The following is a 26,638-nucleotide window of genomic DNA, read 5'->3' as shown; positions in this document are numbered from 1 at the left end:
TATAAAGGTGGGGTGTTTTTGAGAGAAGAAAAAGATGAATTGATAAATTTCGTGAAAGAATGTAAAAATGCATATTTAAGTAAAATGAATAATTCAACTTTTAAAATGAGTACACTTGTATTTTTTCTTACTGGTTCTTTAATTTGGTTTATTAATACTACTCCCAGCTCTAAACCAACATTTGACCAATATTATGTATTACTAATCTCATGTACAGTTTTTTTAAATATTGTTGTACTAGGATTTGATTTGATAAATCGGATTTTTAGAAGGAATTTGGTTGAAAAGAATATTTTTGGTGAGCTTAGTAAACTTGAACGACAATATATGAAACCAATTTATATTACAACCTTTATTTTTAATATTTTATGGATCTTACTACTTATATCTAGTAGTGTAATTATGTTCTTTTTTAGTCACAAACTTTGGTTTTTGGCGCTACCCAATATACTAGTAATCAAATTAGCTTTTATGACCTTAATAAATTGTCTAATTCCACTTTTTAATAACTATACTAATTACAAGATACCTGTTCCAAATGAAGCAAAGGAGAGTAGTAAGAAATACTCTTTTGCTATTGTGTATTATAATTTACTTCCAACATCAGTGTTGATCTATTATTTATTGTGTTTTATGTTAAGTGACTTTTTCTTTGAATATAAAAAGACCATTTTATTTTCTTTGTATCTAACAGGTGGAATTGTATCTATATTACTAATAGCAAGAGAATGGTCAAATAAAATAATCTATTCATGGTTAGAGGACCTTTACATTGCAATCTATATGAAGAATCTTTCCTACTCACAAATTAAAAAAATTCTTAAAGAAAATTTTAGTGCTGGAAGAAATATTGAAACAATGGTTTATACTGAGGACGATTGATTTAGAATAGGAATGTATACAGTTGATTAGATTTATATATCATGAATCTCAATAATTTCTCTAATATCATCAATATCCAACGCTTCCGCAATCCGCTCAATATGAGCAAAATTGATATTCTCACGTTTCCCAGACTGTAACTCACTTAACGCAGCGTGGCGGATATCGGCCAAACGTGCTAACTCCCGTAGTGAAATATTATGTTTCTCTGTGAGTTTGTGAATGTTGATAACAACCTTTTTCGCCATCATAAATCACTCCTAAAATTCCCATATGGTCTTGACGTTACGCATGAGCGTACCATATACTTTTTGTATATCTGGTACTCTTATGCGTACCAATTTTAGGAGTGGTGACATGACAAGTACCTACAGCGAAGATATGGCTTCGCAGTACGCACAACTCGTAAAACAAGAAGACGATTACGTCGATCAACTGGTCACGTGTAACAAACTCATTCTGGATGCTATGGACATTATCGCGAAGCGGGCAGGGGTGCTGCATATGGATACGGTGAAACAGGCGGCATATCACCTTCACGCGATGGAACAGGATTTGAACCGCAAGTTATTTGAAGTCAGGCTGGAGAAGAGCATCTTGGCCCATCACATGAGCCAGTCTACATAACCGTATGAACGAAAGGGACAGTACAGGATCATTCTAGGGATGATCTTGACTGTCCTTTTAATCTTTTTAAGGGCTCCCAAATCATTCCCCCATATAAGCATTTCAATGGACGTAGGCATGGAGACTTCCAACGCAAACCTGATTATTAACTAATCATTTTTCTTTATTGTATTCATTTTATTTTCCAAGTTAGAAACTCTTTTTGAGAGCCCCGACACCTTACGAAATACATAGTATATTCCGAATAAAACCAAGATAAGACATATAGTTAAAATGATAAATTCCGGCCAATAGAACCAACTCATATAAATCCACCTCCTTGACACTTAAGCTGAATTTTATCATTTAGTAACAATTATGTTAAATATAATAAAACGTACAAGCTAATTCTTCTTTCTTGCTAGCTCAATCTTGTTAGTAATAAGCATTGACTTTCCATACCAATCCCCCTAAACTTCAATTATTAAAATACTTTTAAAAACCACCCTCCAATACTTTCTCGAATACGCGATCACCCTTCAATATAAAAACGAAAGGAGGCACACCACAAACGATGTTACCCACATCCCACAACACCCAACAGGTCAAACGGATTAACGTTGAAATTGTAAAAAACACACTTCGGTCGATGGGCGTAGGCACGAAGGCTTCCATCGCAAACCTGACCAAACTCAGTGTGGCAACATGCGGAACGATACTAAACGAATTACTCCAGACAGGGGAGATCATTGATCTCGGCCCGGATGAGTCGAGCGGGGGCAGACCGGCGAGTCGGTATCAGTTTAATGCGGACTACGCGAGTGTGCTGTGTCTGATTATTCGTACGGAAGGTGGCATTCATTCGATCACACATACATATGCCAACCTGAGCGGAGATATGGAAGACGAACGGACGCTTGTTTTAGATGAGATTAATGTCACGGTGGTGGAGGAACTCATTGCCGGGCTGATCGAGCAGCATCACAATGTGCAGGCCATCGGAATCGGGATACCAGGGGTGGCGCACAATGGTGTGATCGGTATCTGTGACGTACCAGAGCTGGCTAATCAGCCGCTGGGGTTAAGACTCAAAGAGCAATACGAAGACATCGAAGTGGTCATTGGCAACGATATGAATCTGACGGTGTACGGACTGTACAATGAACAGCAATTTGAGCAAGAGAAGAACTTTGCGGTGGTGACGTTCCCTGAAAATCATTTTCCGGGAGCAGGTTTTATTATCGATGGTCGGCCACTCACCGGGAATACGCAATTTGGGGGAGAGGTGTCCTTTTTGCCATTTGGCGTGTCACGGGAAGAGCAGCTGCGCATGTTGAAAACGACAGACGGATTGCAGGAACTCGTCGTACAGACGCTGGTCTCCATTATTGCCATCATCAACCCAGCGGCCATTGTAGTGACGGGCGATACGATGGACCCCGCGATGCGGGATGGCCTGATCCAAGGTTGCCGAGATCACCACATTCCACAGGAGCATATGCCTGAACTCACGATTCGCCGCGACACCCGGCGCGAGTATGTTACCGGGCTAGTAGCCGTAACGTTGGAAAGCCTGACCTACCGTATTCAGGTAGTTGAAAAGCAGTGGTAGAAACGACTTATTATGAAGTGAAGTTAAGCAAAATTTTTTACACGAGAGCGGAGAGGGCAGAGCCAATCTGGAGAACGCCTTTATCAATGTATTTTCACCTTTAGAAAGAAATTCAAAAAATACAGGGATAACAGCGGGCGGAAGGTAGCACTGCAATCGGAGGTACAGCGTGTAACCATTTTTCTGGACACAATGGAGGAACTTATTTTGAATCAGCAAGCAAGTACACAAGGCAACAAACGAAAGTTTAACAAGCTGTACGCCATGCAGCTGGCAACGATCTTTCTTGGATTTATCGTATTTGGCATCTCGGAAAATATTAAAGGCCCAGCCATTCCGCGTATTCAGTTCGACTTCAATCTGGATGAGAAACAGCTCGGGACGTTGTTGTCCCTGAACGCTCTGGGATATCTGATCGCCTGCTCGTTTACAGCTATATTGGTTCGTAAATGGGGAATTAAGGCAGTCAGCATTATTTCTTTTACCTCGATGATTCTGTCTGGTGTGTTCATTTATGTATCGCATACGTATCCGCTCTTTGCGTCATCGTACTTCTTCATGTACATCGGTAACGGGATGCTGGAGATTGCGCTGGCGATTCTCGGGGCGCGGATTTTTGTGAAAAATACAGGCACGATGATGAACCTGTCCCATTTCTTCTATGGACTCAGTTCAACGGTAGCGCCGTTGCTGGCGACAGGTGTGATGTCGCTGACGGTATTTGGGCACCTGCTGGACTGGCGCGGCATGTATCTGGTTATGCTGTCGCTGTGCCTGCTGCCGATCATTGCGGCACTGCGCAGTAAATTCCCCGGGGATGATCTTGCCCATGAAGATCGCACCTCGCTTAAGACGTTAACACGTGATCCGGCCCTGTGGCTGATGGTGCTTATTCTTTCTTTTGGCGTGGTATCGGAACTGGCGGTTGGAGGCTGGCTTGTTAACTTCCTGGAGAAAGCCTACACGTGGGACACGGTTAAAGCCTCTGGTCTATTGTCGGCATTTTTCCTTACGTTCTCGCTGGGGCGTTTGCTGCTAGGACCGTTGACGGATCGCATCGGGTTCGTACTCTCATTGATTTTGTTCTCGGCTTTCTCGGCGATATGCACGTTTGTAGCACTTGCAGGGGGAGAAAGTCTGGCGATCTTCTTCGCGATATCGGGCGCAGGCATTGCGATGATCTATCCCACAGTAATGGCCTTTATCGCCCGCAGATATCCGAACGGCAGTGATACGGCAATTACGTTTACGGTAACGCTCATGGGGGTTGGTAGTGTTATAGGCAACTATGTGATTGGCTGGGTGATTGAAGGTGTGAAAAACATTTACGGTGCCACAACTCAGCTGGGTCTGCTGCGCGGACTTCAGGCTGGGTATGGATTCATTGGTTTATGTGCGGTCATTTGTGCGGTATCTGGCGTGGTGCTGTATGTTTATTTGAAAAGAAGACGGGAACTGATTTAGAAAACTCTTGTTAAGTTAGGAAATGAACCCGTTACCAATCTACATTAATAACAAACAAACATTGTTTGAACTCTCTCTTTTGCCTCGTGTAGATGAGAGAGTTTTTTTAATTCATGAACTCAAAAAATAGGACTGTGCTTTTTATTATAGCAAGTTGACAAACTATCATTTCTCGTTAGATTATGAGTTATATTAAATTTAAAGGAGAGTGAACACATGGAGAAAAAATTAGAGATTCAAACTCCCTCTATTCAAACCTTTTTAAATCATGCATACCCGCTAGCAATCCTAGAGAAGAATGAAGCTTTCTCAGGTTGGTTTTTTACAAACTATACTCAGCTTTATACTTTTTACAATAGGAAGAACCCAGTAGGAGACTTTAAAATTGATTTCTATTCTCACAATGGAAAATACCCTACTATCCCTTTTCTCGAGTTCGGAAGTATTGATGGACATACAATTAAAACTTTAGGAAAAAGTATTCTGGATATAGTGATAGAAAATATCGATTTGAATTACTATTTAGAAGTTGGTATAGATGAATATTACTGGTCTAACAAAGCAAGTTATATGCAAGAACACTTCCATCATGACAATTTAATATATGGTTACAATAATAACGATAGGGTATTGTATTATCTTGGTTATAATAAAGACATGATCTTTGGTCAATATTCTGTTCCATATGAAGAATTTGTTTTATCATTCATAGAAAATCCGGTCTCGAATATTAAATTTATTAAAAATATAACTCCAGAATTAACAAGTACTACTACCAAGTATGTCTATCATTTTAATTTGAATTTTGATCTGGATATTTTCAGAACATATTTAGAAGACTTCCTTAAATCCAGAAATTCTTTCCTTACACATAGAGGCAGCGAAGACTCTGTTTTCGGATTAGCAGTATATGATGAATTGATAAGAAGATGTTCCAATGACACCATTCTAATTGAGGATATGAGACTATATAGAATAATATGGGAACATAAGAACATTTTCAGTAAAAGAATAGATTATTTAAATTCTAAAGGGTATTTAAAAGCTGAGAATTATGAAAGCTTATCAGATAAGTCTAGATCTCTCTGTAATGATTGCTTGTTGTTGAAAAATTTATCAATGAAATATGCTATTACTAATGATATGAAAGTTTTTTCGAAAATTTTAACAAAATTAAAGGAGATACAACTGTCTGAAGAACAATTGGTAACAGATTTATTAGTATGTATTACATAGTAACTTATTGGGTTCATTTGAATAAATATGCTTATATTGAAGATGTTTCTTATTCTCAAAAACAAAAGCCCCGCCGATTCTCATAATCGCCAGGGTTTACATTTAATTTCAACAAGTGAGAAAGTTTAAGCTAACCGTAACGTCCCATCTCACTTCCCTTACTTCAAGCAAGCCTCTACTTGTCTAAGCGGGTCTCTTTTTCCAACGTTTCAGTAGCATGTATAGTCCAAATCCAATCAGGAAGATCATGCCTGCCGGGATGACATACGGTTTAACCACTTCGCCGACGTTTTCCCATTGTGCACCCAGTTTGTAGCCAAGGTAGACGTAGATGGATGTGATCGGAAGCATGGCTAAGAAGGTAAATATACTGAATTTGAATACGTTCATCTTTGCCATTCCGCAAGGGATGGAGATAACCGTTCGAATGCCGGGTACGAAGCGTCCATAGAAAGCGACCCCGCTGCCGTATTTTTCGAAAAACTTATCGGAAGCCTCAACATGGTGGGGGCGGATGAGGAAGTATTTGCCGTACTTCTCGACCATCGGTCTGCCACCGTAGCGTCCGAGTGCATATAACGTTAATGGGCCAAATGTGCCGCCAACGGTTCCTGCCAGAATAGCCAACCACAGCTTCATATCCCCGAGATATACCCAATATCCCGCCATGGGCAGAACAAGTTCAGCAGGGACGAATTCAAACGATAAGGCAATAACAAGACCTGCGTATGATAAATCCTTAAAAAAAAGTATGAATTGCGTAATCCACTCCGTCATGCTTTCCCTCCATGAATCTATCTATTTTTGATATAAGTAGACACTGCTCTCTTCAGAGTACCAAGGGCGAACAGCGCTTGTCAAAACTCACAGGCAAGACCATTTATCCTGTTAACACCGTATATGTTAGCCTATACATAAGCCAAAGACAGCCCCTAGTTAGATACGAACAATCTCGGTCTAAGGTTTCTTATTTACTTATAATCGTTCTGGAGCCAATATGAATCTAGGTGATGAAGACACTCTGAAAATGTTTCCAAATATAGTATGATAAGACTATCGCTAGATTTGCCATACAGAGCCTGAATTAGTTCTGAAGCGATCAGACGAAGGCTAGTATAGTGTTCACGAAGACCATCCTATATATAGAGAGAAGGAGAACCGAACATGAACGTACAATCACAAACCATCATCGATCAGATTCGTATTGTTGAATACAACGCTTCTTATGCGGCTAGCTTGGCAGATATGTGGAACCAAAGTAATGAGAGCTGGGGAGGCGGTACAAGGCAGCGGACAGAAGAAGCGATTCGTCAGGAGATGGAGAACTCCTCCAATCTGCATGTTTTTCTGGCGGTTCATGATGAAGAGGTCGTCGGTTTTTGCAGCTTTGCCCACTATCGTTTTGACGAGAATGCACTATATGTCCCGCTGCTCAATGTACGCCCCGACTACCACGGTTACAAGATTGGCCGCAATCTGATCTTAAAGGCAGTGGAGAAAACAGTCGAGGCCGGATGGCCGCGTCTGGATCTGTTCACATGGCCGGGCAATACGAAGGCGGTGCCGATGTATAAGAAATGTGGATTCTTTTGGGAGAAAAAAGACGATAGCGTACATCTAATGAACTTTATCCCGACGGTATTGCAGACCGAGGCACTAGCACCTTACTTTAAAACATTGGATTGGTACGCTGACAGCACCCGTGAACTGGTGATCGAGCCGGATGGACGTCAGGAGCAGGGCTTCGATTTCTTGGATTATACGTGGCAAAAAGGAGAACTCTCCCTGCGGGCATCTTTTGAAAAAACAGGCCGCGGTCTGGCCGCGCTCGAAACGCCGGATTACAGCATCCACACCGAAGTAGACCATCATGATCTGGTGTTTGGTTCGAGTTATCCCGTGCGTTATCATATCCAAAATAAATCTAATTCCGATCTTGAGTTTGAGATCAAAGGACAGGACGACAAAAATATCCGTTTTGCTATGGATGTCGTGCAAACGTTGCAGCCAAGCGAAACGATTACCGTAGAGGGGGAATTTTACCTCGACCCGGTGACCGAAGAACAGAACAAGAATAAAACACATCCAGTCATTAGCAGCACTTGGCTTATTGGCGGGAAGAAGGCTCAGTTCCGTCTGGGCGTTCATCCTAAATTCCCGGCGAAAATTACGCCGGTTCTCCCCGTGAAGGAATTATATCCGGGTATTCCGGCAGAGCTGATCCTTAACGTGGAAAACAATGTGGATGTGGAAACAGAATTTGTTATGGAACTACCGACAGATGCCTTTCTAGACTGGACAGAACGTACGTTGCGTTTCAGTGTGCCTGCGAAGGGCAAACGCTCGGTGTCCGTTCCGTTTACACTGCATTCATATGGCATCTATGCACAGGATGTGGAGATTACCGCTGTTCCGGCGGGGGGATTGGAGATTTCTTTTAGAAGAAAACTCTCAGTGCTGATGAAGGGCATTGAAGGAAGATATGGCGGTGAGGCGAACGGCCAGTGGATTGCGGTGAACGGGGCCTACTCCCTTCATATGAACAAACATGATAATGTCATGTGGATCGAATACCCTGGGTCGTATCACTCCTTCTGGTGGAATTATCCGAAGCTGGGGAAACCGTACTCGGAGGAGTTGTCCCTAAAAGAAGCCAAAGAAGTACAGATCGTGGCTGAAGGGAATCATCAGGTTATGGAAGCGGCCTATGAATTGGAAAATTTCCCGGGATTACTGCTGAAGACGGTTGCCAAACTGTCCGCTAACGGAATCGCTACGTTCTCCCATGAGGTTGTGAATACACGTGATACAGCATGGGAAGAAGAACTGTTCCTGATGGATCACTTTGGTTTCTTCGGCAATCGGCTCATTCTGCCCTATCAGGGTCGTTTTGTAGATATGGGGGATGATTATGCCGGGGATCCAAACCATTGGGATACGGGACAGATTACGGAGAACTGGCTATTTTGCAAGGAAGAGTACGGAGCGTGCGGCATCTATTGGGACCCTTCGCTGAAGCTGATCAAACCCGAATATACGCTGGCATTACAGCACGAGCTGGGACGTTTGGAGGCCGGGGCCTCGGTAGCCACGAAGGAAACGGTATTTGCGCTTAACACGTTTGCCAAGTGGACGGATTTCCGCGCATTCGCCCGTAAACAACCTAATGGAGTTATTCCGATGCTGGACAGTCATCTGGATGTGACGTTGAATGATGGCAATCCATTTGCTGCGGACGTACTACAGGCTGAATTGGTTGAGCGTAAGCTTGTTAAGCTTGCTGGTACGCTGGAGCTGTACGTACAGCAAGGTAAGGAACCCGAGATTAAAGCTCGTACGATCGAGTTCGATACGACGGAGCAGTTGAACTCGTATAAGCTGGAGTTTTCGCCTGAGGAAACGGTAGTGGGAGCGCCGAAGGCAATGACAGCGGACCGCCTTGACCCGCAAGGGTCTGACTCCCCTGACAGTACCAACCCATATGAGCAACTGAATATATGGAAAGTACGGGGCGTGTATCGTGGAGAAGATCGGATTCAGGAACGAATCTCTCTTTGGTTCCCGCAGACACGATCTGAAGTGCAGCAAGGGATTGAAAAGGGAGCAGACGGTTCAGGGACGTTATATACCGTCAACAATGGTGTGTTATCTATTACGGCTGATCCGGCATTCGGGGGGATTGTACACTCTCTGAAAGTTCAAGGCGAGGAGTGGCTGGACAGCTCATATCCTGAACCTGCCGCTCGTTCGTGGTGGAATCCTTGGTATGGTGGGATGGCTGTTGATATTCCAGGCATGAACGGCTTTAGCCGTCAATTGGAGCAAACGAGTCTATCGTGGTCGGAGCAGAAGGATCAATTCGGTAATGTTTGGAAAGGCTTGAAGGTGACCACCCGCATCGAGAAACATGAAGCGAACCGGGGAATGACCATTCATCAGCATTATCTGATGCTGCCTGGCGTTCCCGTACTTTGCACCTTACTTGCGGTGACCAACAAGTCTGGTCTGACACGAGCAAATTATGCTCTTACAGAAGGTCGTTTCTTCAAACCTTCGGAAGTATATACAGAAGGCTGGATCGAGCAACCGGGTCAAGATCGTTTTCCGCTCGGCAAAGTAGACATTGGGCTGCCTTTGAAGCACATATCCCGAATAGGCTCGCTTTCACGTCAAAACATGCTGCATGCGGTGAATCGTTATCCGAACCAGAGTGCTTGGGCTTTTGCTAACAATCTGGTGACAGGACATAACATAACACATGAGCTTACGATACAAGATGGCGAAACCGTCTGGACGGAGCCCACTTATCTTGTTCTGGGGCCGATCCCGCTTCATACGATGGATATACATGATTTGTTAAAACTGAACTTTGTAACATCAACAAGCGAAGAGGAGGCCTTCGATGCCCATCATTGATATTCACATTCATCTATCCGATATCGACAGCTTTCACCGTACTGCGATTGATCTGTCCAAAGTAGACTACAGCGCGGCGGGTCTCAAGGCAGAATTTGATCGCAATGATGTTATTCTTGGCATTGGCATGGGGGTGAGCGAGCAAACGAAAGGGGCTTTCCCGGATTCCAGTTCCCCTAACCCGATGGGACTGGATCTGGAAGAACAGGTTCCATCGTTTCTGATGGAATGTGTAGGCATTAACCCTAACCGACTGGACGGCAAACAAGCTCAAGACGAGCTGGACCGGATCGAAGCCAGATTGCAATCGTCCGAAGTTGCGGGAATCAAGCTGTATGCCGGATACTATCACCACTATGTGTATGACAAAATCTATACCCCGGTCTATGAGCTGGCTGCAAAATACAATCTGCCTGTGGTCATCCATACGGGAGACACCTACTCCATGAACGGGCTGCTCAAATATTCGCATCCGTTAACGGTGGACGAGCTTGCCTTGCAACAGCGCAGCGTAAACTTCATGATCTGCCATCTCGGTGATCCCTGGGTGATGGATGCAGCTGAGGTGGTTGCTAAGAACCCTAACGTGTACGCAGATTTATCTGGGCTTGTGGTGGGGGATCGCCCACACTTCGAACGCTTTATGAATGAGCCACTGTTCATGGATCATTTCCGCAGGGCTTTGGTTTACTCGGATCATTATGAGAAGATGCTGTTTGGAACCGATTGGCCGCTTGCACCTATCGATCTGTATGCAGAATTCGTCCGCCGGCTTGTGCCAGAGCAGCATCATGAGAAGGTGTTTTACGAGAACGCATTCAGCCTGTTTCCACGTATCGGTCAGCGTATTGCGGAACTGGGGAAGTAATCTGTCATAAATATATTCTGTATCGTCCTGAACTCAAAAAATCCCAAACGGATATCCGAATTATAATCTGGATATCCGTTTGGGAAAATATAACGATTAAGATCAATTAGTCAGCAATAGGTATGGAATACTGGCTTTTGATTATGCCCTGTTTGGTGAAATCGGCGAGGATTAGCTCTAGCGCTTCTTTTTCCAATTGGTACAGAGAGTTAAGTTTATCAATTAATTTATTAATATTGATATCTTTTTGGGTTATTAAACATTTCAAGAATTGGTTGAGTAGGATAGTTGTTTCTTTTTCGACTTGAAGATAGTTATTTTTAAAAACATCTGGGAAATAATAGTGTCCTTCTTGTTCAATATAATTTATTTTTAGATTCATAAATTTTTTATGTTCTTTGAGTGTATATAGAAAGCGTGTTTCAAGGTTCAGTTTTTCGGAAAGATTTAACGCTAAGAAAGCAGTTAGTTTTTTATAGATATTCAAACCAAAGGTTCGGTCTGAGTAAAGCTCGGGAGTGTAAAAACTTTGGAAATTCTTCATTTCATTAAATGAGGTATAATAGTTTTCCATGCATTCTGCAAAATAAGAAATAGAGAAATTATATATTTTTCCATTATGGTATTCTGGATTGATTTTCAGCAGATGAGTGAAGTTAAGATAATCATCATAGATATGGCATTCCTCGAATGCTTTCTTGAATTCATCGTATGAAACAGTTGTTTGAGAGTAGATGCGGTCATTGAAAAATCCTGCAAGCTGAAACTCCCGGGTCGAGTCATCATAGCCAAAAACCATAACCGCGTGAGTGTACCTATCGTTATTATATGAATTCGTGTTAGGGATGAAGTACTCATCAACGTGTGTCAAAATGTAATAATTTGAGTTGATTTGATCTTTAATAAACGAGATTAAGTCGGGTATGGACTTCAATATCAGGTCGCGATGTAATCTTTGTGAATCTTTAAACCATGGGTTGAAGTGATGTTCAGGTGTCTGGACAAAGAAATCAAGGAAAAACTCATTGTTTGGTAATTCTGATAAAAACAAATTCGTATAATTTGAATAAATCCATGGTTGACATTCCTTATTTTCAGAAATAATGGATAGATAGAAGGCATGTTGAGGATAATTTGAAATTAGAGGTTTACAAAGTGGTAACGTTTTCATTAGTGGTTTCTCCCCATTTAGGTGATATTTTTTTGTGTAATGCAATTAAACTAATTAACTGAAAAGCAGGCGGCCTTTTTTTGAGCTTCAGTTGTCGTGTTTTAACTAGATTTTTTAAGTGATGTGAGTGGGGTTTTTGTTATATTATTCATAAATCTAACTTAAATGAGAAATATTAACTTGGTTCTTTTTAGTATTTTAACATATTCTTAGTTTAACTTGTATGATGGAGTGTAATATGAAGTGACGTCCAGCTATTTGGATGTAATACAGGATTGATAGTAATTGATTTGCTTTATGGAAAGTACAGGTCAAATAATGAAAAAGAAAGGAAGATAGCTATTGCCAACCCAAAAAGTATTGCCTATAAAGTATCCTTTAATTACTTCTCTGCCAGCATTTGCTAATACAAATGCTATACTTTGCACTTATGAGGAAGCATATTACCCATGGTTTATTCATAATCATATTCAACTAGTAGGCTGGGGAAATCCAGAGGTGTACCTACAATTTTACACGCCTGTTTTTCGGGAATATTATAGACTGTTTACGATGCACCATTACGAAAAAAGAGTCTTGTCCAAGTGGTGTGATAATATAGTGCAGTTTATTATTGATGCAATAGATGATGGGAATTATGTGTATTTGAGTATTGATCAATACTATATTTCATCCTATCGAAGTTTTAATAAGTGGCATGGGGCACATGATATGCTCATTTATGGATATGACCAAGAAAGGGGAATTTTTTACATAGCTGATTTTTTTGATACCACCTACTGCTTCTCGGAAGCTGATTTTAAAAGCGTTAACAAAGCATTTTTAAGTCCCTATTCCGAGGGGGAGTGGTTTAAAGGCGTACAACTGTTGAAGTTTAAAGATCACAAAATAGAATTTAAGTTTGATCTCAAACTTCTAATAAAACAATTAAAAGAATATTTATATGAGACTAAATCTTCTGTTGACTACAAACTGATCGAAGAGCCGGGCAATGATTCAGATAGCTGGGGAATCGGCGTTTATCCATTTCTTATCAACTACATTAAAGAGAATGAAGAGTTTGTTTTCAGCCTGGTTAGATCTGTACATTTACTTTCAGATCATAAAGAAGTCATGCTGAGAGGTCTGGAATATCTGAATACTCTAAACCTTATTACTGAATATGATTTACATTTTGAAGCATACACAGACATTAAAAAGCAATGTTTGGTGCTAAGAAATATATGTCTAAAATATATGCTCACAGAAAGTACAAAAGATATACAACATGTTATTGATTTCATAAATCAGATTGAGATTAAGGAGAGGAAGGCGATACAAAAATTAATTTTAGATCTTGAAAAAGTAAAATAGAATAAATGAGTGAGCATTTAAGCGAAATGAGCTGGTCTACTTAGGTTTCAAATTCAAATTCTTTTTTTGAAAACGCTTTATTATCTATCGAACGATTTAATAAAAACCGATATTAAAATATCAAATATTATATTGGTTCATACAAAATCGGGATGGATGGTGGAAGTGTTTATGTTTTTTGCAAAAGTAGGACAGCGCTTAAGGAATATGTCTTTTCGGGTCAAATTACCATTAATGATCAGTCTCCTCGTGTGTATCGTACTGACCGTAACGGCTGTGCTGTGTTATAAGATAGCTGAAGGTATTACACAGGATAAAAGTAAAGATGAAATTCATGCCAATTCGGATCGGATCGGAGCGGGATTGTTTACCTCCCTGCAGTTGTCTAAGCAAGCCGCATTTCTAATGACCAAACATAAGGCTTTTGAACAATTGCTGGCGATTCGGAGTGCGAATCAAGGGCAGGATGCAAATGTCTTTTTCGAGGAAAATCAGAGCTTAATTAGTGAATCCAATGATATATTAGCTCAAAGTTTAGAAGGTATTGAGGGCGCTGTTGTGCTCATGCTGATTGATAAGAATGGCACGGTAGTCGCAGCGAACGACCCTAAGGCCGTGGGCGGAGATCGGGCAGATCGGGCTTATTTTAAGGAAGCAATTCAAGACCGTCAGGTAATCAGTGAAGGCATCATTTCCAAAACGCTGGGTACACTTGGCACGGTTTTTGCCTCTCCAATGTATGATGAAAACAAGCAAGTAAACGGAGTACTTATTGCCACGATATCTACGTCATTTTTTGTGAACCAATTGCAGAACGTCAAGATTAATGATGAAGGTAAAGTGATTGTTCTGGATCGGGTGGGTAAGGTGATGTATCACTCGGCAGATGCAGATATGGCAGGGAAACCGTTAGAAAGCGGGGAATACAAGTCTCTTGTGGATTTGGCTCCAAGTGATAAATTACAACAGGGCGAGGTAAGCACGGACGAGAAAGTGGTGTTTTATTCCAAAATTCCACAATCGGATTGGACGATTATAGTTGAGGATTCCTACGTAGACGTCAATCAACCTCTAACAAGCATGGCGAATAAAATGTATATTGTTCTATTCAGTTCCATTGCCTTTTCCATCATTGTAGGGATTCTTCTCTCACGCGTGATGACCAGACCAGTCGCGTCCATTACTACGTTGTTTAAACAGCTTGCTGGTGGAGACTTGACGGTACAGGCGAAGGAGAAATACAGTGGGGAGTTCGGCGAACTCGCGGATAGCTTTAACACGATGGCTGAAGGAAACAGACAACTGATTGCCAGTATGAACGCTTCTATTGGTGTTTTGAATAAAAGTACGGCGGAACTGGATCAGTCTGCACAGCAGACATCTACATCGATTACCGATACCACAGCCACTGCACTTGAAATATCCCGGGCGATGGAGTCGCAGGCTAACGATACAGAGGCGATCGTGGATCAATTTATGAACGTGGGTAGCAAAATTGTAAATGTAAACGAGATGTCCCAGTCTGTCATGGCTCAAGCGGATGAAATTACGGATGCATTCCGAGATAATCATGACGTGATCGATGCCCTTATCGCCGTTAATGATCGGAACGAAGCAGAGGTAAATAACATCTCGAAGATTACGGTTCAACTTGCTGCGAGCTCATCCGGTATTCAGCAAATCACAAGTACCATTGCCGAGATAGCGAATCAGACCAAGCTGCTTGCGCTGAATGCATCGATTGAGGCGGCGCGTGCAGGAGAACAGGGCCGTGGATTTGCCGTGGTTGCGTCCGAAATACGCAAACTGGCCGAACAGACAACGGCGCAATCCGAGGACATTCACCGTATTGTTATGCAGACGATTGAACATGTGGAGCAGAATAACCAGAGCGTACAGGCCATTGAGGCCATTGCCGAGCAACATAAGAGTAGCGTGATGCAAACCAAGGAAACCTTTAATTTTGCAACGCGAAATATGCAAAATATGATGAATCAGGTGCAGGCGATCGCATCCGAGATCGAGTCCATTGAACGGGATAAGGACGAAGTCCTTGGCGCGGCACAGAACTTGTCTGCTTCGGGCGAGGAAGTGTCCGCATCCATTGAAGAAGTCACCGCCACGATGGAAGAGCAGTCTGGAATGACCGAGCATTTGGCAGAACTCGTGCAGACCATCGATGCTTTGACCAGACAGCTCGCTGAGGAATCAGCACGATTCAAGACGAGCTAGCAAGGATTGAATGAAGTATACCCAATGATACAACTTGAAAGATTTCATTAAATACATTAAACCTCATATCCCAAATAGTGGATTAGGAGGTTTTTTATGTGTTTATGCTCGCACGGTAAAAATATCTATTGTTGTTAAAGGAGTATCTTTATTTTTTGCCTGGCTCTGATACCAGCGTGAAGTTATTAATGAACCCTTCTTTTTGCAGAAAAACAGTCACTATCTCATCCGTTTTCATATCATAATAGTAAATACCTCTCTCGGTATCGCCATTTCCTTTTTCCCCAAGAAAATAAAATCCGTTACCGTTTTTGTCCAGAAATAATTCACTACTGGCCTTGATCGGCAGATAAAGTTCCTTTCGTTGTCCTGTCTTCAGATCCACAAGACTATATCCGATGGGCATTTTATTAATGTGTTTTGCCGTTGCGATGAGAAGCTGGTTTCCTCTTGAGGATAAAGTGAGAATCTGTTCATCTTTGAGTTTGATGATTGCACGAGTTTGATTCGTTACGGGATCAATTTCGATAATGGTATGACTTGGTGGAACCATCGGTTTTTGGGTCTGATTTGATTTTTCCATCTGCTCATATTGTTCTTCCTCAGAGTATTGGATGGCGTATGCTTTTTCTGTTTCTGGGTTATATGCGATGTCCCATGTGGTCGTATCTGAATCTTGCTCATTTAATATCGAGATTTTTTGTGTTGCTTTATCCAGAAACATGACCTTTACAGGGCGTTCTCCTTTTTGCACAGCAGCCATCATTAGTGTATTCTCAGTGACATCCGGGATTATTGCATTTATCGCAAATAAATTAGAACTTAATTGCTGTACTTGCTGTGTTCTCATATCATAAGCGAATAGCTCATCCCCTTTATTTTTGCCCTCACCCGAATAATACGTGGTGTCTTCTGCCAACGAAACTACGGTCAAGGGATATTGTGAGTTATATGGCAAGTCAGTCATTTTATTGAGAGCTTTGGACTCTAAGTCGTATGTATACACATTCATTTTCATTCCATCCGTGGAATCTGTCTCATTGACGTATTCGGTGTTAGTAATGGAAAGGTATTCGCGAGTCTGTGCTTCGCCAGGCTTAATTGTTGGTGGAGGGGCTTTAGTGCTACTTTCACCGCTACTGCATCCTGAAATAAATATGAGTGAGAGTATGAGAATAGCTTGGTACAGGATATGATGGTTTCTCATCGGTAGTCCTCTTTTCTTGAGTCGTACTGTGTTTAGGGCGCTTGTAAAATAAACGTTACAAGTCGTAGAAGGGTTTGGTTATCAATCAACATAATAATATAAAGAACTTGCTTGCTCTGGAATTTGGTTAATAAAGTAGATTTACCAACAAAACCTCTCTTTCCGCAACATTGTGGGAGAGGGAGGTTCTGTTTCTAATCTTCATCCATGCAAAGTGATTATTTAACAGACCATTCCGTAGATTCAGACGTTACATTAGCTACATCCCGCAGATCATACACCTTTACGTTACTTCCGTAAATCGTCGAATCACTGCTGAGACGGAAGGAAGGGAAATTATTTTCGGATTGCAGACGTAAACAGGCTTCAAAGTGAATTTTTTGCTCTTTATTAATCACAAACGGAAGTGAACCAGCCTCAATAGGCACGTCATCACTGTCTCGTTCATTTAAAATCAGAAGTACCGCAATTCCATCAGAACTGCAACCAGCAGTATCATAGAACAATTTGAAAAAGCCGGGCCGATTCCCCAATTGCTCCATAAGTCGTGCTTCTGCTTGCGGACTCACTTGAATGATCATGGCGTCGTCACACTCCTTTGTTTCCCAATGAATTCGCTTACAATTTAATATATGGACCATAATTGCCGATTAGAATGTAAAATAATATATAAGGAAAGGGGGAGAGGTAAGTTGAAAATACAGCAACTGAATCATGATCCCATTGAACATTATGCGTATTTGAATGCGATTCCCGGTGGCGAGGTCATTCAGGCTCAGCTTCCGATCTATCATGGTACATTAGATGGCTTGCCTGAAGGTATCGATGCACTGATTGTCACTTCAGATTTGCAGGGAATTGTACCTGTGATGGAGAAGGAATCTGATGCCGCCTCTGACACGGGGGCTACGGATAAGCTTTTGGGTGAGATGTTGCCTGCCTATATTCGTCTGCTGATGGAGGTGGAGTGGCCTGAGCTCGATCCGCAGAAGACGGGTGTGCTGTTATGTGGAGATATGTATGCCCTGCGCGGGAAAAGGGGAGCGACTGGCAATCCGGTTCCCGTCTGGCTTGCCTTCAGGGCAGCCTTCGGCTGGGTTGCCGGCGTCCACGGCAACCACGATCTAACCGATGATGCAGACGCTCATCGGTTACACCACAGCGAGGGCATCCATTGCATGGATGGCCCAGCTGCGATTATTAGCGCTGGCCACCCACCGGGTGGCCTTGCGCCCCACGCCGCCAAGGCGCGTCAGCTACGCATCGCGGGCCTTGGCGGCATCATCGGCAGGCCGGACAAGCCGAACCGGCTGCCGGCAGAGCCGTACCTGCAATCCGTGCGCAAGCTGCTGAAGCAGCAGCCGGATTGCTTGCTTTTGCACCAAAGCCCGGGCATCGCCGAGCTTGGGCTTAGGGGTGAACCGCTCATCCGGCAGGCCTTGGAGGCCGGGCCGGAGACGCTGGTGTTCAGCGGGCATACCCATTGGGATATGCCGCTGGTTCAACTGAGCAACGGCACACAGGTAGTGAATGCCGACAGCAAGCTGTTTATTTTCACACGCCATATAAGTTGAACTATTCTTTTACACATTAACGAAGAGGACAGAAAAAACCTGAAAAAGCGGAGCGTTCGCCTTTATTACCGGATTTTTCCCTTTAGAAAGGGGAATCAAAAAGAATCTGGGGATAACAGCGATTGGAAGGTTATTCTGTCATCGGAGTGGCTTGTGTAAATTCTTTAGTTCAACTTATATAGCATCTTGTAGAATGAAATGCATTTCATTCGTGATATCTTATCTGGTATGATAAGCAGGTAAATAGAGAAAAAAGGAAGGTTTCCCCCCTATGACATCGATCACCATATATGATATTGCGAAAGAAGCAAACGTATCTGTATCGACCGTCTCCCGGGTGTTGAATGATACGGCTCCGGTTCGTGCCAGCACGCGAGAGAAGATAATGTCGATTATCGAGAAACATCAGTTTCAACCGAACGCTCAGGCACGCAGCCTGATCAAGAAAGAGACGGGCACCATCGCCATCATTTTGCCGGATATCACCAACCCTTTTTTCCCTGAAGTGTTCTGGGGGGCAGAGAATGAAGCACGTGGACTCGGATATACGTTCTTCTTATGTAACACAGCAGGGGACTCTAATCGTGAGTCTGAATATCTCTCCATTTTGCGGGAGAAACGGGTGGATGGCATTATCTTTCTCGGCGGACGTATCAATTTACAGGTCTGCCCTGATAACATGGCACAGGAATTGATGGATATGAGCAGGCATATGCCTATTGTGCTGGTCAATGGTAATATTGCCAAGAGCGGACTTCACCGGGTATACACTGACGAGGGAGCCGGTGCGGCTATGGCTGCAGAGCATCTACTTGAGCTGGGGCATCGGGAGATTGCTTTTGTCGGGGGAATGAAGGAGCTATCTACCACGATGGTCAAGGTGAAAGCGGTACAGAAGAAACTACGTGAACATGGGATTGAAATACCAAAAGAACGCCAGCTGTTAGGCGGTTTCTCGATTGACGACGGCAAGCGGGAGATGTCCAAACTTCTGCAGCAGGACAATCCGCCAACGGCAGTGATTTGTGTCAACGACAATAATGCGATTGGTGCAATTAAATCGACCATTGAGTATGGTTTGTCGATCCCGAAAGATATTTCGATCATCGGTTTTGATGATACACCGCTAGCGAGTGCCGTGATTCCTGAACTGACAACGATATCCCAGAATACGTATCAATTGGGCAAACAGGCAGTGGATATGTTACATGACCTGATCAATCAAGGCAAACCGAAGAAACAGAATGTATTGGAACCTAGGCTGATTATCCGCCAAAGTACAGGACCTGCCGCCCGGTAGTGGGTCTGCTTCTCAAAAAAAGAAAGCGTTGACATTTCTTTGAAGCGTGAAATATAATGAGGGCGTAAATGAGACCCTTTTCATCCTGTGGAACGGGTTTTAATTTTCAACTTAATGAAACCGATTTCATGAAATGGGTTTCAAAATGTACACAACACGAGCAACTTCACAAAATGAACTACATCAACTTAGAAGATCTATGGATCACGAAAGAAGGAGTCACGATGGCACATCATGAACAGCGTTTCAGGGGCAGACGAGGTTTGGTATTCGCAGGTACAGCCTTGCTTGCCTTGGTAGCCGTAGGAGGAGTTGCTATCAATCATTATATGAATCCATCCCCCGAGGTACTTGTATTTCAGGAAGATCCGGTGCATCTCAAGCTGGAGCAGTCGTATGATCATTTTGAAGGCTGGGGTACGTCGCTGGCTTGGTGGGCGAATGATCTCGGTGGCTGGAAGGATCAGGCGAAGGTGGATGAGGTTATGGATCTGATATTTGATCCGGCCAAAGGCTTGGGACTTAACATCGTTCGTTACAATATAGGCGGTGAAGAAAACCCGGAAATGAACGCGCTTCGTCCAGGTGGTGACGTTCCAGGTTTTCAGCCTGAGCCGGGCAAGTGGGATTGGGAAGCGGATGCGGGTCAGCGTTCCGTAATGCAGGGTGCGATCAAACGCGGAGTCAACATCACGGAGGCCTTCTCTAACTCACCTCCGTATTGGATGACGATTAGTGGCTCGGTCACTGGTGCCGAGGATGGAGGTAATAATCTGCGTGAAGATCAGTACGATGCGTTCGCCGACTATTTGACGGAAGTGGTGAAGCATTATCGGGATACGTGGGGCATTACATTTCGCACCCTTGATCCGCTGAATGAACCTTCTGCCGACTGGTGGAAAAAAGGTAACCAGCAGGAGGGCAGTCATTTCAGTACCGAGAAACAGGCCGAAATTATTAAGAAAACGGCCGCCTCGCTCAAAAACAAAGGACTGGATGGCACGGTAATCAGTGCCGCGGACGATAACAGCATCGATGAGACCGTATTTAATTTCAGCTTGTATGACCAGGACACGCTTGATGCGGTGCAACAGATGAATACCCATTCGTATAACGGCAGCAAAATGGAAGAACTGCGTGCTCTGGCTGATAAACTCGGCAAAAAGCTCTGGATGTCCGAATATGGTACCGGCGGCAGTGAGCCGCATAACCATGAGGACATGACCTCGGTACAGGAACTGGCAGACAGGATCATGTTTGATCTCAAAATCATGCAACCGTCCGCCTGGGTATACTGGCAAGCTGTTGAAGACGAAGGAGCGAACAACAACTGGGGCTTCATTCATGCGAATTTTAACGGTGATGAGCAATACGAGTTGACCAAGCAATATTACGGTATGGCTCAGTTCACGAAGTACATTCGTCCAGGTGCGGTCATTATTCCGACGGATGAAGGCAGAACACTTGCGGCTTATGATGCCAAGGCACAGCGGCTTGTACTGGTGATTCGGAATGAGTTGTCAGCGGAAAACAAAGCATTTGACCTGACCGGCTGGGATGTTGCCAAAACAGGCTCCGCCCAGGTGTACCAGACATCACCGGAGCTCAATATGCAGAAGCTGGAGGATATCCCGGTGTACACCAACGGCATTGAAGTGCCAACCGCAGATAACTCCATCACTACTGTCGTGCTTGAAGGTGTTCTGCCATCTGCAGAGTAATAGCGGAGAACAGCACCGATCTGCAAGTTATTCTGACATCGGAGTGATCCGTGTAAATTCGAAGTTCAATAGAGAGCGTTCTTTATCTATAAATAAGAGAAGGAGGGGATCGCGTTGACAGAACCAACATCACTTTTGTTTCAAGAACAAGAGAATAACAAGCTCAGCAGCAAGAATGATGTTCATACGGAGCTGACATATGATGCGCGCAGCTTTTATCTAAACGGTGAACGTATCTTCCTGAACAGTGCGACCATTCATTATTTCCGTATGCCGAAGGAAGAATGGCGTGATGTCTTAATGAAGGCCAAGCTGGCAGGTATGAACTGCATTGATACCTATTTTGCATGGAATGTACACGAACCGGAAGAGGGACAATGGTCCTTCGAAGGCGATAACGACTGCGGTGCATTTCTTGATCTGTGTGCAGAGCTAGGTATGTGGGTTATTGCACGACCGGGTCCGTTTATCTGTGCGGAATGGGATTTCGGTGGATTTCCGTACTGGTTGGGAACGAAAGAGAATGTAAAATTCCGTGAAAATAATGAAACGTACCTTCATTATGTGCAGCTCTACTTTGATCAGATCATCCCTGTTATTCGTAAGCGTCAATTGTCTGCCGGAGGTACGGTAATCCTCGTCCAGGTCGAAAATGAGTACGGTTATCTGATGGATGATGAGGCGGCAAGCACACATATGACCACACTTAGGGACGGGATACTGGAACGAGGGATAGACGTCCCGCTGATTACATGTGTTGGCGGAGCGGAAGGAACGATTGAGGGAGCGAACTTCTGGTCTGGTGCGGATGGACATTATGCGAATTTACGTTCGAAACAGCCAGATACACCAAAGATTGTTACTGAATTCTGGACCGGCTGGTTTGAAAATTGGGGAGGACCTTCGGCAATCCAGAAGACGCCTTCTCTGCTGGACCGAAGAATCATGGAAATTCTGAGAGCCGGATATACCGGAATCAGTTATTACATGTTCTATGGGGGGACTAATTTCGGTGGATACGGTGGAAGAACGCTGGGTGACAGTGATATTTTCATGATCACATCGTATGATTACGATGCTCCGCTGAGTGAATATGGACGTGTGACGCCGAAATATGCCGTGACGAAAAACCTCTCTTATTTTGTGCGTGCGTTTGGATCACTGCTGATGGAATCTGAGGAAATCGCTGCTGAACAGATTCAGGTGCGGCATCCGGGCGGCATATCCGTGCGCGGTAGACAGACGGGGCAAGAAAAAATCTGGTTCGTGGAGAGTCACAAGGATGAGCGTGAGACGGTGAACGTTACGCTTGAGGAAGGCCGTACGTTGCCGATATCGATTCATCCGGGACAGATTGTTCCATTGCTGGATCGCGTGCAAATTGCTGAACAGGTGTACCTTACCGCAGGAGCTTTAATAACCGGTAATGAGATGATTAATGGAGAACTGACGTTGTTCATCACAGCTGACAGAGGACAACGCTCGGTAGTTGAGCTGGAACTGGGAACAAGAAGGGAATCGGTCGCAGGAAATATCATTCTGAAAGAAAGCACGATGCAAGTACTGATTGAACAGGATGCGGGGAGAAATGCATATCGTTTTGACCTATTCCATTTTCAGGAGCCGGGAATAATGCGTTTTGAAGCCAATGGCATGTCCATTCGGTTCATCATTCTGGATCGTGACGCGATGAATCGCACATGGCGAATGGAATCTGCTGATGGCCAAAGCTTGCGTTATGCCATCGGTTTTGACGATGTGGATGTCACGGGGTCCGGGCAAGTGAAAGGCATGATCTCTGATCCCGAGCGTACAATGATGTTGCTGGGCGACTGGCTAAATGGTGAACAGGCACGGACTGGACGTGAGTTTTTTACTCAAGAAGTGGAGACACAGCCTGAATCGGCATCTATTGCAGTTGAAGATCAGCCTGCTTGGGTGATTCCTCCTGCGCCGCCGGCTCCGGTGTTGCGCAAATCTCCTGAGTTCTCCCGTGTTACATTAACGGCAAAGCAACGCTCTGCGAGCGGGCATCCTATCGATTTTTCCGAGTACGGTCAGGACTTTGGCTACCTGCTGTACGAATGTGATTTTGCCAGTATGGTGGGTGGAATGATGAATCTCGTGCTGCCTAGCATACAAGATACCGCGAGAATTATCGTAAACGGTGCTGAGCAAGCGCTAGTGCGCCAGGTTGGTGCGGCGGCTGTTCCCATTCAGGTAACTCAGGGGGAGAATACGTTGCAATTGCTTGTACAGCATATGGGCCGACTGAACTTTTCTCCTTATCTTGGGGAACACAAGGGTGTAGCAGGAGCGGTGTACCTTGGCGGGCAAGTACAGGATATTCGCCGCGATTGGCAGATGGAGCCAGAGACAGGAACAGAAATAGGAACTATACATTTGGATGAAGTGAACTCCATTCGGGGAGGAACGGTGCTTCGTCGAAGTTTTACGCTGGATGGTATGGATCGGGCTGTACTTGTGGGTGCTCCGAGCAAAGGTTTGCGTATTAACGGCATTGAAATTCCGATGCCTGCTTATCAGGACTGGTTTGCGTTCCAGACGCTGGACATATCCGGCTACGTAAAGTCTGGAGTTGTAAATACGCTTGAGATGCCATATAGTCGGTCACCACTCAATCGACTTGAGCTGATTACTTATCTTCATGAGGGTGAGCTTCAGGATTGGCGAATGGCTGGTACGGATGCGTTACTTCCTGCGTCATGGGAGTCATGTGATCTCTCAGAGGATACACCAGGAGTGACTACACCGGGCGCTTCATACGGTCAGCCGGTATGGTATCGCTGGCGTTTTGCCAAACCTGTCACAGCCGGGCATCACAAAGTAAACTTGATGCTTCGCTTGACAGGCATGAGCAAAGGAACGATTCATGTCAACGGACACCATTTGGGCCGATACTGGCAGATTGGGCCGCAGGAGGATTACAAAATTCCTGTTGCGTGGCTGAGGGAAGAGAATGAACTGCTCATTTTTGACGAGGAAGGCAGAACACCCGAACGGGTAAGATTGCTGCTGGATGAGATGTCACGATATCCGTGGAGTACAGTGGGACAATAGAAATAGCAACTAAAAATAGCATGTAAAATAGAAGGGAAATACAGAATTTAAAATAGAATTGAAAATAGAAGTAAGAATATAAGTAAGAATAGAACTAGAAATTAGAAATCTTTTAAGAGCCATGCATCTAAGATGTATGCAATAGAGCAAGTATAAATAATATTGGATAACGATAGCCCTAGGTGTTAGCAATAGCCTTAGACTGTAGGAAATTGCCCCTCATTCTTATATATAAATCTAAATCATAGGAGAATTTGGTATAGATAGCGACTCTTGGTTCAAACTGATTTATATGAGAATGAGGGGATTTAAGCGAATTCATAAAGAAAGAAAAGTAGCAGTGCTTCATCTCTATGTTCAAGAGAGGGAGACAAAGATTATATTTTGTAAGCGTATACATAAAGCGTGTATTCCTGTAAAGGGGGTGATGTTTCATGTAAATGGGACGGGAGCAGATACCGTAACAGCTTCTTGGCAAAAGGAAGTATGTTTATGCACACACTTCGTTCAGTCAGAAGGTAGTCCAATATGATTCTTATGCAGGATAAGGAGCTGGGTTCATGTTAACCAAAAGGAAACGCAGGGCACAGCGATGGGGCAAACATAGAGCTGTACTCCTACTCACGTTAGGATTGTTGATGATATTCACGATCACATTCCCGATTACGGTGAAAGCAACAACCAGTGTGTATACGATGACGGCTTTTACGAACACAAGCGAGTCCAACATGTATATCTATGAGTCATATAACGCGAAACACTACGGTTTGCTGAAAGGTCCAGCATATACCCCACCTGCGGCGGACTTAATTCGCGATCCCAGCATCATGAAACACACCGATGGTTTGTATTATGTGGTGTACACCACCAACTGGTCAGGCAATACGGTTGGCATCGCGTCCAGCCCGGACAAGATGAATTGGACGTTTGTCCGCAATATTACGTTGTCTACTACAACCCCGATTGCCCATACCTGGGCACCGGAATGGTTCAAAGACACGAATGGTAGTGTGAACATCATCGTCTCTCTCTCTCCTGGCAACTATGAGAACTTCAAGCCACATGTCATCACCGCATCAGGAAGCAATCTGGCATCCACAACGTGGTCTTCCCCTGCGGTGCTTACAGGTCTTGCTTCCAATTATATTGACACTTTTGTAGTAAAGACAGGCTCGACCTATCACGCGTTTACGAAGAACGAAACGACTAAATACATTGAATATGCCACGTCCAACTCGCTGAAAGGGCCATACACGTTTAAAGGCACAGGTAATTGGGCGGGCTGGGGTTCCTGGGTAGAAGGACCGGCGTTGATCCAACTCGATAATGGTTCTTGGCGAATTTATTTTGATGGGTATGCAGATCACAAATATTATTACAGCGACTCGGCGGACAACTTTCAGAGTTGGAGTGGCAAACAGGAGATCGCGGGTCTGTCCGGCATGGTACGCCATATGACCGTACTGAAAGAATCCGGTCAGCCGGGTGATATTCGCAAGCTTGAATCGTTTAACGTACCAGGCAGTTTCATTCGTCACTATAACTATCAAGCTCGGATTGATGCCAGCGTGAGTCCAGCAGAGGATGCGCAGTTTCGGATCATTCCTGGTTTGGCGAATGCGATGGGCATCTCGTTTGAAGCGATGAATTATCCTGGTTATTTCCTGCGCAATAATAATGGCAATGTTGTGCTGGTGAAAAATGACGGAACTGCTGCGTTCCGCAATGATGCGACGTTCAAACGGGTTAACGGGCTGGCGAATGCAAACTGGTCTTCGTATAGCTTATTTAACAATCCGAATCTGTATCTGAGACATTACGATCAAGTGTTACGTTTGCAACCTGTTGTCACGGCTCTGGATAAATCCGATGCAACTTTCCGGGAGATCACTCCATAGCTATTGGCAAGTGTCAA

The 26,638-nt window shown here is 43.9% G+C and carries 19 protein-coding genes; 14 read left to right on the top strand and 5 right to left on the bottom strand.

Features of this window, described 5'->3' with window-relative positions; all coding sequences use genetic code 11:
• Positions 1 to 18: 18 nt before the first annotated feature.
• Positions 19 to 882 carry a hypothetical protein gene (locus tag MHI38_RS08935; RefSeq protein ID WP_154887706.1) on the top strand — a complete coding sequence of 288 codons (864 nt, stop codon included), beginning with the start codon at positions 19 to 21 and terminating at the stop codon, positions 880 to 882.
• Positions 883 to 914: 32 nt separating this feature from the next.
• On the opposite strand, the gene MHI38_RS08930 is transcribed toward MHI38_RS08935, so the two are convergent.
• The gene (locus MHI38_RS08930; RefSeq protein ID WP_154888572.1) at positions 915 to 1,130 is read right to left on the bottom strand and encodes a helix-turn-helix domain-containing protein; all 216 of its coding nucleotides are present in this window, start codon (positions 1,128 to 1,130) and stop codon (positions 915 to 917) included.
• Between the two features lie 109 nt (positions 1,131 to 1,239).
• Here MHI38_RS08930 and MHI38_RS08925 point away from each other — a divergent pair, with 109 nt between their 5' ends.
• From MHI38_RS08925 to MHI38_RS08910, 4 genes are all read left to right on the top strand, one after another.
• A complete protein-coding gene (locus MHI38_RS08925; protein ID WP_154887708.1) occupies positions 1,240 to 1,509 on the top strand; it encodes a hypothetical protein in 270 nt (89 codons plus the stop codon).
• A gap of 553 nt (positions 1,510 to 2,062) precedes the next feature.
• Complete coding sequence (locus tag MHI38_RS08920; RefSeq protein ID WP_154887712.1) at positions 2,063 to 3,100, top strand: ROK family protein; 1,038 nt, start codon at positions 2,063 to 2,065, stop codon at positions 3,098 to 3,100.
• A gap of 264 nt (positions 3,101 to 3,364) precedes the next feature.
• Positions 3,365 to 4,564, top strand: coding sequence for an MFS transporter (locus tag MHI38_RS08915; RefSeq protein WP_154888575.1), 1,200 nt, complete (start codon positions 3,365 to 3,367; stop codon positions 4,562 to 4,564).
• A 216-nt stretch (positions 4,565 to 4,780) separates the two neighbouring features.
• Complete coding sequence (locus tag MHI38_RS08910; RefSeq protein ID WP_154887714.1) at positions 4,781 to 5,800, top strand: hypothetical protein; 1,020 nt, start codon at positions 4,781 to 4,783, stop codon at positions 5,798 to 5,800.
• Positions 5,801 to 5,983: 183 nt separating this feature from the next.
• Here the strand turns inward: MHI38_RS08910 and MHI38_RS08905 are convergent, their stop codons facing one another.
• Positions 5,984 to 6,577 (bottom strand): DedA family protein, encoded by a 594-nt coding sequence (locus MHI38_RS08905; protein WP_154887716.1) that lies wholly within the window; start codon positions 6,575 to 6,577, stop codon positions 5,984 to 5,986.
• A gap of 387 nt (positions 6,578 to 6,964) precedes the next feature.
• Here MHI38_RS08905 and MHI38_RS08900 point away from each other — a divergent pair, with 387 nt between their 5' ends.
• Positions 6,965 to 10,216, top strand: a complete 3,252-nt coding sequence (locus MHI38_RS08900; protein WP_154887719.1) for a GNAT family N-acetyltransferase — start codon at positions 6,965 to 6,967, stop codon at positions 10,214 to 10,216.
• Positions 10,203 to 11,084 carry an amidohydrolase family protein gene (locus MHI38_RS08895; RefSeq protein WP_341181191.1) on the top strand — a complete coding sequence of 294 codons (882 nt, stop codon included), beginning with the start codon at positions 10,203 to 10,205 and terminating at the stop codon, positions 11,082 to 11,084. The genes MHI38_RS08900 and MHI38_RS08895 overlap by 14 nt, the downstream gene beginning before the upstream one ends.
• Before the next feature lie 106 nt (positions 11,085 to 11,190).
• Here MHI38_RS08895 and MHI38_RS08890 read toward each other — a convergent pair whose 3' ends face one another.
• Entirely contained in the window at positions 11,191 to 12,255 is a 1,065-nt protein-coding gene (locus MHI38_RS08890) for a hypothetical protein (RefSeq protein WP_341181190.1), read from the bottom strand.
• Between the two features lie 342 nt (positions 12,256 to 12,597).
• On the opposite strand from MHI38_RS08890, the gene MHI38_RS08885 reads away from it, so the two are divergent.
• Together MHI38_RS08885 and MHI38_RS08880 are read left to right on the top strand one after the other, a co-directional pair.
• On the top strand, positions 12,598 to 13,608 hold the full coding sequence (locus MHI38_RS08885; RefSeq protein ID WP_154887724.1) for a BtrH N-terminal domain-containing protein: 1,011 nt from the start codon (positions 12,598 to 12,600) through the stop codon (positions 13,606 to 13,608).
• 171 nt (positions 13,609 to 13,779) lie between these two features.
• Positions 13,780 to 15,840 (top strand): methyl-accepting chemotaxis protein, encoded by a 2,061-nt coding sequence (locus MHI38_RS08880; RefSeq protein ID WP_186809603.1) that lies wholly within the window; start codon positions 13,780 to 13,782, stop codon positions 15,838 to 15,840.
• A gap of 148 nt (positions 15,841 to 15,988) precedes the next feature.
• Here MHI38_RS08880 and MHI38_RS08875 read toward each other — a convergent pair whose 3' ends face one another.
• Together MHI38_RS08875 and MHI38_RS08870 are read right to left on the bottom strand one after the other, a co-directional pair.
• Positions 15,989 to 17,047, bottom strand: a complete 1,059-nt coding sequence (locus MHI38_RS08875) for a hypothetical protein (RefSeq protein WP_261769218.1) — start codon at positions 17,045 to 17,047, stop codon at positions 15,989 to 15,991.
• A gap of 218 nt (positions 17,048 to 17,265) precedes the next feature.
• Positions 17,266 to 17,628 carry an iron-sulfur cluster biosynthesis family protein gene (locus MHI38_RS08870; protein WP_154887728.1) on the bottom strand — a complete coding sequence of 121 codons (363 nt, stop codon included), beginning with the start codon at positions 17,626 to 17,628 and terminating at the stop codon, positions 17,266 to 17,268.
• 51 nt (positions 17,629 to 17,679) lie between these two features.
• Here MHI38_RS08870 and MHI38_RS08865 point away from each other — a divergent pair, with 51 nt between their 5' ends.
• The 5 genes from MHI38_RS08865 to MHI38_RS08845 all read left to right on the top strand — a co-directional run bounded on the left by MHI38_RS08865 (position 17,680) and on the right by MHI38_RS08845 (position 26,621).
• Positions 17,680 to 18,621: a metallophosphoesterase family protein gene (locus MHI38_RS08865; protein WP_154887731.1), complete on the top strand. Its 942-nt coding sequence runs from the start codon at positions 17,680 to 17,682 to the stop codon at positions 18,619 to 18,621.
• A gap of 271 nt (positions 18,622 to 18,892) precedes the next feature.
• Positions 18,893 to 19,921 carry a LacI family DNA-binding transcriptional regulator gene (locus MHI38_RS08860; RefSeq protein WP_090915238.1) on the top strand — a complete coding sequence of 343 codons (1,029 nt, stop codon included), beginning with the start codon at positions 18,893 to 18,895 and terminating at the stop codon, positions 19,919 to 19,921.
• 224 nt (positions 19,922 to 20,145) lie between these two features.
• Positions 20,146 to 21,642 (top strand): glycoside hydrolase family 30 protein, encoded by a 1,497-nt coding sequence (locus MHI38_RS08855; protein ID WP_341181189.1) that lies wholly within the window; start codon positions 20,146 to 20,148, stop codon positions 21,640 to 21,642.
• Positions 21,643 to 21,756: 114 nt separating this feature from the next.
• Complete coding sequence (locus tag MHI38_RS08850) at positions 21,757 to 24,723, top strand: beta-galactosidase (protein ID WP_341181188.1); 2,967 nt, start codon at positions 21,757 to 21,759, stop codon at positions 24,721 to 24,723.
• Positions 24,724 to 25,283: 560 nt separating this feature from the next.
• The gene (locus MHI38_RS08845) at positions 25,284 to 26,621 is read left to right on the top strand and encodes a glycoside hydrolase family 43 protein (protein WP_341181187.1); all 1,338 of its coding nucleotides are present in this window, start codon (positions 25,284 to 25,286) and stop codon (positions 26,619 to 26,621) included.
• The last annotated feature ends 17 nt before the right edge of the window (positions 26,622 to 26,638 follow it).

This window comes from Paenibacillus sp. FSL K6-1558, assembly GCF_038002565.1.
Lineage (GTDB): Bacteria > Bacillota > Bacilli > Paenibacillales > Paenibacillaceae > Paenibacillus > Paenibacillus polysaccharolyticus.
The sequence above is the reverse complement of the archived record's forward strand: the minus strand, read 5'-3'. Positions and strand labels throughout refer to the sequence as shown.